Source organism: Sphingopyxis sp. (genome assembly GCF_035250425.1).
Lineage (GTDB): Bacteria > Pseudomonadota > Alphaproteobacteria > Sphingomonadales > Sphingomonadaceae > Sphingopyxis.
Window position 1 is genome coordinate 1 of the sequence record NZ_DATFFD010000073.1, and the last position, 7,751, is coordinate 7,751.

Here is a 7,751-nt window from a genome sequence, read left to right on the forward strand (position 1 = left end):
TGGTCAATCTCGCGGGCAAGCTCGGCAAGCCGCCGCTGTCGCAGTTGAGCCTGGAGGAAATGGTCGCGGCGGAGCCCGATTTCCTGATCGTCGAGAGCGCGACCGATGTCGTGACCGATCAGGGCAGCGAAATGCTGCACCATCCCGCGATCAAGGATATTCCGCGCATCAGCATCCCGCAGGCGTGGACCGTATGCGGCAGCCCCGCCTACACACAGGCGGCGCGCAGCATGACCGCGCAGATCGCGCGCATCGACGGGGACCGATCATGAACCGCTTTGCCCTGCCCCGCTGGTCGCTGATTGCCGCGCTCGCGGCGCTGACGCTCGCCGCCGCGGTCGCGTCGCTGCTGTTCGGCGCGGTCGACCTGTCGGTGGCACGGTTGATCGCCGCCGCAAGCGGCGACGGCGACAGGGTCGCGTCGATCATCCTCTTCGATCTCCGCCTGCCGCGCACCTTGCTCGCGCTCGCGGTCGGCGCGATGCTCGGGCTCGCGGGGGCGGCACTGCAAGGCTATTTGCGCAACCCGCTCGCCGAGCCTTCGGTGCTTGGCACGTCGAACGCGGCGGCGCTCGGCGGGGTGGCGGCAATCTATTTCGGGCTCGCCGAAATCCATGCCTTGGTCCTGCCGCTGCTCGCGACCGGCGGGGCGCTCGTCTCGCTCGCGCTGCTTTTCGTCCTCGCCGGCCGCGCCGAAAGCCCGCTGACGCTAATCCTCGCCGGGATCGCGGTGGGCACGCTCGCGGTCGCGGGGACGAGCCTCGCGCTCAACCTGTCGCCCAATCCCTTCGCGGCGATGGAGATCATGACCTGGCTGCTCGGCAGCCTCGAGAACCGGTCGTTCGAACATGTGTGGATCGCGCTGCCGTGCATCGCGATCGGCGGTGCGATGCTGCTGTGGAACGGACGCGCGCTCGACGCGCTGACGCTGGGCGAGGATGCGGCGCAGGCGCTCGGCACCGATCTGCGGCGTACCCGGCTGCGGCTGTTGATCGGCACCGCGATCGGGGTGGGCGGCGCGGTCGCCGTGACGGGGGCGATCGGCTTTGTCGGGCTGATCGTGCCGCACCTGATCCGCCCGCTGACCGACCGCAGCCCGTCGGCGATCCTGCTGCCCTCGGCGATCGGTGGCGCGGCGCTGCTCACACTCGCCGACCTGGGCGTGCGGATCATCCCGACGACGAACGAGCTGAAGCTGGGCGTCGTCACCGCGTTCCTGGGAGTGCCGGTCTTCCTTGTCCACCTGATGCGGGAGCGACGGCTATGGTGAGCCTGGCCCTTGATCATGTCGGCGTCACGCTCGGCCGCCGCGCGGTCGTCCACGATGTCAGCGCCGATTTCGGCCCCGGCACGCTGACCGGTATCGTCGGCCCCAATGGCGCGGGCAAGTCGACGCTGGCGCGTGCGATGCTCGCGCTGGTGCCGGCAACCGGGACAGTGCGCGTTGACGGCGCCGATGCCACGGCGATGCCGCGCGCCGAGCTTGCGCGGCGCATCGCTTATGTGCCGCAGGGGCAGACCTTGCACTGGCCGTTGACCGTCGAGCGGCTTGTCGGGCTGGGGCGGCTGCCGCACCTCGCGCCGATGTCGCGGATTGCCGATGCCGACACCGCCGCGATCGAGCGCGCGATGGCGCGCGCCGATGTGCTCGACCTGCGCGACCGGATCGCGACCGAATTGTCGGGCGGCGAACGCGCCCGCGTGCTGTTCGCGCGCGCACTGGCGGTCGAGGCACCCGCGCTGATCGCCGACGAACCGCTCGCCAGCCTCGATCCGGGGCACCAGATCGACGTCATGGACATGCTGCGCGCCGAAGCCGTCGGCGGCGCGCTGGTGATTGCGGTGCTCCACGACCTGACGCTCGCGGCACGCTATTGCGACCGGCTGCTGCTGATCGACGAGGGGCGGATCGTCGCCGACGGGGCACCCGCCGAGGTGCTGACGACCGAGCGGTTGCGCGCGGTCTATGGCATCGACGCGCGCGTCGAAACCGCCGGCGAATGGCCAACGATCACGACCTTCGGGCGTGCGTCGTGACACATGGGGCGCTCTTTGCCGAGCACGGCCACGCCGCGGTGCCGCTGTTCGACCCCGAACTGATCCGCGCGGCGCAGGCCGACATTGCCGAGCATATCGATCGTGTGTCGCACGCGCTCTACCTGCCCTTCGATCAAAGCTGTCCCGACGCGCCGCTCAGCGAGCGGATCGACCGGGTGTTTGCGCACGAGCGCAGCGTCGCGAACCTGCTGCGCGCCGCGATCTGCACCGACGCGCATCGCGGGCCGCGATTGCAGGCGCTCGTCAACGATCCGCGACTGATCGGGACCGCCGAGCGGCTCGGCGACCGCAAATTGTCGGGAAAGATCGCGCGCGTCCGCGCCAGTATCGCCTGCTTTCCCGCGCATCGCCATGCGTGGCACAGCGACGTCGCGCGCGATGACGGCACCGGATGCGGCAAGGTCGTGGTGACTGCGTGGATACCGCTCAGCGATGCGGGTCCGGAGCGCGGCGGCCTGGAGATTGCCGCGGGCCGCCAGCCCGCGCCGCTCGCGTCACAGGGCGACGACGGATTCGAAATCCCCGAATGGCGGCTCGCAGGCTTGCCGCGCGTGCAGCCCGAGTGCCCGGCGGGGACGGTGCTGTTCCTCGACCGCTTCACCCCGCACCGCACGCTGCCCGCGCGCAGGGCGCGCTTCGCGCTCGTCGTGTGGATGAAGGCCGCCTGACCCTAGGGAGCAAGCTCCCAAGTCTCGCTGCCCCTCCTCTGAAGAGGAGGGGCTTAAATGCCTCAAAGCCGCGCTTCGAGCCGTGCCAGCAATTGCTGTACCGGCGCCACCGCCGGCGCTTCCCAGCCGGCCTCCAGCATCGCGATCCGCTCGAACAATCGCTCGCTCGCCGAAACGATCCGGCGCACCGATACATCGAAGCTCGCGCAAATATCCCAGTCGGCCGCGACCGCCTGCCCGATCCGCGCCGCGCTGTCGTGCGGCCCTGCCCCCGGGTCGCCCGCGAACATTGCGCGGCGGTGGAGCAGCCAGGCGATGACGTGCATCAGTCGCGTCGTCGTCTTCAGCGATTCGCACGCAAGGCCGATCTGCGCCGCCGCATCACCGCCGGCCCGCCCGAGGTCGCGCTGCACGGCAAAGGCGGCGTGCGCCTCATCGGCGAGCAGCATCGCCTCGACATAGAGATTTTCGACCTGTGCGCGTTGCACCGGCACATCGATTGCCATCATGTTCGTTCGCCCACCGACCATGACGCGGGAGATGCCATGCCGGCTATCGGGTCCGCAACGTCGGTAACCATGAAATTACGCGCGCCAACCGTCCCGTTTTGATTCAAGCGTTAGGATCGGTCGACATTTGGTTCAGGGCGAGCCGAAAATGGTGATTTTTCGTGACCCGGAGCGCAGCGTACTTCAGTAGGGGAGCACCGGAAGCACTGGAAATCGCCATTTACAGGCCGGCATGGGCCGAATGTCGGCCGGTCCTAGGCGATGATGTCGGGAAGCAGCTGGTCCTCGCACCAGGAGATCTCGTCGCGCAGGCGCAGCTTGCGTTTTTTCAGGCGTGCGAGCTGCAGCTGGTCGGGAACCGCCGCGGTTCCGAGCGCAATGATCGCGGCATCGAGGTCGCGATGCTCGATGCGAAGCAGTTCCAGGCGCTGGGTAATTTCCTCGGGGCTCACATCGCCTCCCTGCCACGTTCACCACTGGTCCGCAACGGGGACCGCCTGGCCGAATCGGCACGACATCGGGGTGGTTTCGTGATTTAATTCGTCCTGCCCATCGAGTCGAAAAGGAGAATGCCAATGAGCACGTCGCACCTTTCCACACTGAAGTCCCGCCACGCGGACCTCGATGCGAAAATTGCGAATGAAGAGCGCCGCCCCGCCCCCGATACCGGAGTGGTCGCGCAGCTCAAGAAGCAGAAACTGAAACTCAAGGAAGAGATGCTCGCGATCGCCTGATCGCCAGCGCTATCGCCCCCGCTGATGCCACTCTGTGAAGGACCATCAGCGCCGGCGATAGAGGGATCCTTTCTCAAGGCCCGTGCGCCGCAGATGCGGCGGCAAATCGGACTGCGAAACCACCTGACGACGCACAGCCTGCGGGTCGACCTGGCGGTCGAACGCAATACCGAACTTGCCCTCGCCTACCCAGATCACGCGGCCCGCGACCGGGCCGACGTTGCGCAGGTCGACCTCGACCGCTGCGCCCTGCGCGACCTTGACGTTCGCCTCGGCCAGCATGCCGCCCGGCGACAGGTTGCGCACGCGCACGGTGACGGGGTCCGGGCTGCCGGGAACGATCAGCCCGGCCTGCAGGAACAGGCTGTCGCGCTCGGCACCACGCGACAGCGCAGCGACTTCCTCGTCCACCGATTTGGGTCCTAGCGAATCCATTGCGCCCCGTTCCTCTTGTGATTGCGGAGAGGAATCTAGGGCCGGGTCGTTGCGGAATCGTAAATGGGACGGGGTTCCCGCCGGCTAATCTTCGCGCGAAATCCGCTCGTTGCGCTCGTGGCGCTCCTGCGCCTCCAGCGTCATCGTCGCGATCGGGCGGGCTTGCAGGCGCGCGAGCGAGATCGGCTCGCCGGTCACCGCGCAATAGCCATATTCGCCTTCGTCGATGCGGCGGATCGCCGAATCGATCTTGGCGATCAGCTTGCGCTGGCGGTCGCGGGTACGAAGCTCGATCGCCCAGTCGGTCTCGCTCGACGCGCGATCAGCCAGGTCGGGTTCGCGCAGCGGGCCGTCCTGAAGGTGCGCCAGCGTCGATTCGGATTCGGTCAGGATCGATTTTTTCCAGGCGAGGAGCAGGCCGCGGAAATAATCCTGCTGCCGCTCGTTCATAAACTCTTCGTCGTCACTGGGGACATAGTCCGAATCGAGATTGGATTTGGCTTCGCGAAGCGCGTCAGCGCCAACGTCGGCAATCTTGGTCGGCATGAGGGGCTCTCGCGTCCTTTCCTGTCACCTTACGGGCTGTTAAACAGCTCGGGGAGTGGCGCGCCTATACCCAGCCGCTGGCGACGATACAAGCGCCTAAGCTGCCGATAGCGACGACCCGTGAAGCGGCGATGAACCGGCATGGCCTCGGGAGCGATTCTTCCGCCCGGTGGCGGCCCGTCGAACACCCGCGCCCGATGCGATTTAGGTCCGAAGATTAACCAATCGCATAGAATTGTTGCATAATCCGTTCTGTTTTGGGACAGATAGCGGGATTTTGATTGATTCCGCGTGCCAATTCCCGCTCTCGGACAGGCAAACGCGGTTAACACAATTGCCGCGTTCATAAAGCTTTGGCCTTTTGGGTCATAGCAGAGGTGGATGGGGGGTGCCGGTCGATGGCGCTTCGCACCTGCAACGGGAAAGAAAGAAAAACCTATGTCTGTCCGAATGGCCCTTGCCAAGCTTTGCGCCTGCACCTGCGGCGGGGCGATCATCGGTAGCGGCGCGATGCAGATCGCCGACGTGCCGAAGGCGCGCGCCCAGACAGTCCAGTCCTGCTCGCCATGCGCGGGCAAGAAGGTGGTGCGCAAGCGCCACGCCGCGCGCAAGCCGGTGAAGCGCGTGCGCCGCGTCGTTACGACGAAGCGTATCATTCGCACTGCAACCCCGCAGACGCAGGTCGTGACGCAGACGATCCCGCTGCCCCCGATCCCTTACGCGCCCTTCCCGCGCGGCGGCTTCGAAGGCGGCGGCAGCGGCGGCGGCGTGACCGTGATCGGCGGCGGCTTGGGCGGCGGTTTCGGCGGCGGCTTCTTTGGCGGTTTCTTCGGCGGCAGCAGCGGCGGCGGCGGCAGCAGCGGCAGCATCGTCGTCACCTCGACGACGACCGGCGGCCTCAGCACGACTTCCAGCACCTCGTCGGGTGTCTCGACCTCGACGGGTGGCGTGTCGACCTCCACCGGCGGGGTGTCGACCTCGACCGGCGGTGTTTCGACGTCGACCGGCGGTGTCTCGACGTCGACCGGCAGCGTTTCGACTTCGACGTCGACGGGCGGCGTCTCGACCTCGACCGGCAGCGTCAGCACCTCGACCTCGTCGGGCAATGTTTCGACCTCTTCGGGCAACGTCAGCACCTCCTCGTCGAGCAGCAGCTCGTCGTCGAGTTCGTCCTCCTCTTCGTCGTCGTCGAGCTCGTCCTCGTCGGGCGGCAGTTCGTCGCACGGCAGTTCGTCTCATGGCAGTTCGTCTCATGGCAGCTCGGGCGGTTCCAGCAGTTCGTCGTCGAGCTCGTCTTCCTCGTCGAGCAGCAGCACGTCGAGCGGCGCGACCTCGTCGGGCGCGACCGGCGGGAGCAGCAGCTGGGGCTCGACCGGCAGCACCAGCTCGTCGTCCTCCTCGTCGAGCAGCAGTTCCTCGTCGTCTTCATCGAGCTCGGGCGGCAGCACCAGCAGTTCGTCGGGCGATCCGACCCCTGTTCCTGCGCCGCCGATGGTGCTATTGTTCGGCGCTGCAGCCGCTGCGCTTGTCGCGCGCCGCCGCGCGGCGAACCGCAACGACAATGACGCCAACGCGGCTTAAGAGATCCACTGGCGGTTTGGGGGGCTAACCCGAACCTCAGAAACTAAGGGCCGCCCTTCGGGACGGCCCTTTTTTATGTGCGGCGAGAATCAGTTTGCCATATGGGAAACTATTCATATAGTTCGCCATATGGTGAACCAACAAGCCGCACTCGATTCGCTCTTTCACGCGCTCGCCGACCCGACGCGCCGCGCGGTCGTCAGCCGACTGCTGAAAGGCGCCGCGCCGGTAAAGCAGCTGTCCGAACCCTTCGAAATGGGCCTCCCCGCCTTCCTCAAACATCTGTCGGTGCTCGAGGTGTCGGGTCTGATCCGCACAGAAAAGCAGGGCCGCGTCCGCACCTGCCGCGTCGATGCCGAGCGGCTCGCGGCGGCGGAAGGCTGGCTCTCGCAGCAACGCGCGATCTGGCAGGGCCGCACCGACCGTCTAGCCGACTTCGTCGAATCACAAACCGCCCCGGAGAAAATAGGATGACCAACGACACGACTCTCACCATCTCCCGCCTGATCGCCGCGCCGCCGTCGGCGGTGTGGGACGCGTGGAGCGTCCCCGAGAATCTCGCGAAATGGTGGATCCCGGCGCCGATCGAATGCCAGGTGATCACCCTCGATCTCCATCCCGGCGGCGGATTTGTGACGCGGATGCGCGAAGCCGGCGCCGCCGATTTCCAGCCGCATGTCGATGGCTGCTTCCTCGAAGCGATCCCGAACGAGCGCCTTGTCTTCACCACCGTGCTCACCGAAGGCTGGCAACCCGCCGAACCTTGGCTCGCGCTGACCGCGATCCTGACCTTCGAAGCGCAGGACGGCGGCACCCTCTATTCGGCGCATGTGCTCCATAAGACCCCCGAGGACAGCGCCAAGCATGACGAGATGGGCTTCTACGAAGGCTGGGGCACCGCGATCGGCCAGCTGGCGAAGTTGGTGGAGCCGCGCGGCTAAAACCCCGCTTTCGTCATTCCCGCAGAAGAGGGAACCCAACCGAACATTGTATTGGGTTCCCGCTTTCGCGGGAATGACGAAAATTGAATGTCGGCGCATTCGCATAAGGACAGGCTTGCACCGCTCGCGCCGCAACGCCATAGCGCGGCGCATGCACGATATCCGCCTGATCCGGGAAAATCCCGAAGCGTTCGACGCCGGCCTCGCGCGCCGCGGCCTCGAACCCCTGTCCGCCCGGATCGTGGCGGCCGACGCGTCGCTGCGCGCGCTGCAGACCGA

The 7,751-nt window shown here is 66.8% G+C and carries 13 protein-coding genes and 1 pseudogene; 7 read left to right on the plus strand and 7 right to left on the minus strand.

Translation table 11 applies throughout. From position 1 onward, the window contains the following. The 4 genes and pseudogenes from VJ811_RS04660 to VJ811_RS04675 all read left to right on the plus strand — a co-directional run. Nucleotides 1-272, plus strand: a pseudogene (locus tag VJ811_RS04660) (ABC transporter substrate-binding protein); the annotation flags it as partial. Further along, entirely contained in the window at nt 269-1,270 is a 1,002-nt protein-coding gene (locus tag VJ811_RS04665) for an iron ABC transporter permease (protein ID WP_324071115.1), read from the plus strand. The pseudogene VJ811_RS04660 and the gene VJ811_RS04665, both read left to right, overlap by 4 nt. Next, nucleotides 1,264-2,037: an ABC transporter ATP-binding protein gene (locus tag VJ811_RS04670; RefSeq protein WP_324071116.1), complete on the plus strand. Its 774-nt coding sequence runs from the start codon at nt 1,264-1,266 to the stop codon at nt 2,035-2,037. Before VJ811_RS04665 ends, VJ811_RS04670 begins: the two co-directional genes overlap by 7 nt. Further along, nucleotides 2,001-2,726, plus strand: coding sequence for a hypothetical protein (locus VJ811_RS04675; protein WP_324071117.1), 726 nt, complete (start codon nt 2,001-2,003; stop codon nt 2,724-2,726). Before VJ811_RS04670 ends, VJ811_RS04675 begins: the two co-directional genes overlap by 37 nt. Nucleotides 2,727-2,788: 62 nt before the next feature. Here VJ811_RS04675 and VJ811_RS04680 read toward each other — a convergent pair whose 3' ends face one another. Next, nucleotides 2,789-3,235 (minus strand): DUF1465 family protein, encoded by a 447-nt coding sequence (locus VJ811_RS04680; RefSeq protein WP_324071118.1) that lies wholly within the window; start codon nt 3,233-3,235, stop codon nt 2,789-2,791. Nucleotides 3,236-3,489: 254 nt separating this feature from the next. After that, nucleotides 3,490-3,687 carry a YdcH family protein gene (locus VJ811_RS04685; RefSeq protein ID WP_037511274.1) on the minus strand — a complete coding sequence of 66 codons (198 nt, stop codon included), beginning with the start codon at nt 3,685-3,687 and terminating at the stop codon, nt 3,490-3,492. A gap of 123 nt (nt 3,688-3,810) precedes the next feature. Between VJ811_RS04685 and VJ811_RS04690 the strand changes: the two genes are divergently transcribed. Next, nucleotides 3,811-3,969 (plus strand): DUF465 domain-containing protein, encoded by a 159-nt coding sequence (locus tag VJ811_RS04690; protein WP_082521410.1) that lies wholly within the window; start codon nt 3,811-3,813, stop codon nt 3,967-3,969. A 45-nt stretch (nt 3,970-4,014) separates the two neighbouring features. Here VJ811_RS04690 and VJ811_RS04695 read toward each other — a convergent pair whose 3' ends face one another. The 5 genes from VJ811_RS04695 to VJ811_RS04715 form a co-directional block, all read right to left on the minus strand. Next, nucleotides 4,015-4,404 (minus strand): PilZ domain-containing protein, encoded by a 390-nt coding sequence (locus VJ811_RS04695; RefSeq protein WP_324071119.1) that lies wholly within the window; start codon nt 4,402-4,404, stop codon nt 4,015-4,017. An 84-nt stretch (nt 4,405-4,488) separates the two neighbouring features. Further along, nucleotides 4,489-4,950, minus strand: a complete 462-nt coding sequence (dksA, locus tag VJ811_RS04700) for an RNA polymerase-binding protein DksA (protein ID WP_324071120.1) — start codon at nt 4,948-4,950, stop codon at nt 4,489-4,491. A 29-nt stretch (nt 4,951-4,979) separates the two neighbouring features. Then, nucleotides 4,980-5,606, minus strand: a complete 627-nt coding sequence (locus VJ811_RS04705) for a hypothetical protein (protein ID WP_324071121.1) — start codon at nt 5,604-5,606, stop codon at nt 4,980-4,982. Nucleotides 5,607-5,666: 60 nt separating this feature from the next. Continuing rightward, nucleotides 5,667-6,086, minus strand: a complete 420-nt coding sequence (locus VJ811_RS04710; RefSeq protein ID WP_324071122.1) for a hypothetical protein — start codon at nt 6,084-6,086, stop codon at nt 5,667-5,669. A 114-nt stretch (nt 6,087-6,200) separates the two neighbouring features. Continuing rightward, a complete protein-coding gene (locus VJ811_RS04715) occupies nt 6,201-6,521 on the minus strand; it encodes a hypothetical protein (RefSeq protein ID WP_324071123.1) in 321 nt (106 codons plus the stop codon). Nucleotides 6,522-6,660: 139 nt separating this feature from the next. On the opposite strand from VJ811_RS04715, the gene VJ811_RS04720 reads away from it, so the two are divergent. Beyond that, nucleotides 6,661-7,005 carry a metalloregulator ArsR/SmtB family transcription factor gene (locus VJ811_RS04720; protein WP_324071124.1) on the plus strand — a complete coding sequence of 115 codons (345 nt, stop codon included), beginning with the start codon at nt 6,661-6,663 and terminating at the stop codon, nt 7,003-7,005. Next, complete coding sequence (locus VJ811_RS04725) at nt 7,002-7,472, plus strand: SRPBCC domain-containing protein (RefSeq protein ID WP_324071125.1); 471 nt, start codon at nt 7,002-7,004, stop codon at nt 7,470-7,472. Before VJ811_RS04720 ends, VJ811_RS04725 begins: the two co-directional genes overlap by 4 nt. Nucleotides 7,473-7,751 lie beyond the last annotated feature (279 nt).

What these genes read in the sequence shown, in the direction of transcription:
- VJ811_RS04675 (WP_324071117.1), top strand. Translation starts at nt 2,001, where the DNA reads ATGGCCAACGATCACGACCTTCGGGCGTGCGTCGTGACACATGGGGCG.
- VJ811_RS04695 (WP_324071119.1), bottom strand. Translation starts at nt 4,404, where the DNA reads ATGGATTCGCTAGGACCCAAATCGGTGGACGAGGAAGTCGCTGCGCTG.
- dksA (WP_324071120.1), bottom strand. Translation starts at nt 4,950, where the DNA reads ATGCCGACCAAGATTGCCGACGTTGGCGCTGACGCGCTTCGCGAAGCC.
- VJ811_RS04690 (WP_082521410.1), top strand. Translation starts at nt 3,811, where the DNA reads ATGAGCACGTCGCACCTTTCCACACTGAAGTCCCGCCACGCGGACCTC.
- VJ811_RS04670 (WP_324071116.1), top strand. Translation starts at nt 1,264, where the DNA reads ATGGTGAGCCTGGCCCTTGATCATGTCGGCGTCACGCTCGGCCGCCGC.
- VJ811_RS04665 (WP_324071115.1), top strand. Translation starts at nt 269, where the DNA reads ATGAACCGCTTTGCCCTGCCCCGCTGGTCGCTGATTGCCGCGCTCGCG.
- VJ811_RS04725 (WP_324071125.1), top strand. Translation starts at nt 7,002, where the DNA reads ATGACCAACGACACGACTCTCACCATCTCCCGCCTGATCGCCGCGCCG.
- VJ811_RS04720 (WP_324071124.1), top strand. Translation starts at nt 6,661, where the DNA reads ATGGTGAACCAACAAGCCGCACTCGATTCGCTCTTTCACGCGCTCGCC.
- VJ811_RS04680 (WP_324071118.1), bottom strand. Translation starts at nt 3,235, where the DNA reads ATGATGGCAATCGATGTGCCGGTGCAACGCGCACAGGTCGAAAATCTC.
- VJ811_RS04705 (WP_324071121.1), bottom strand. Translation starts at nt 5,606, where the DNA reads ATGATACGCTTCGTCGTAACGACGCGGCGCACGCGCTTCACCGGCTTG.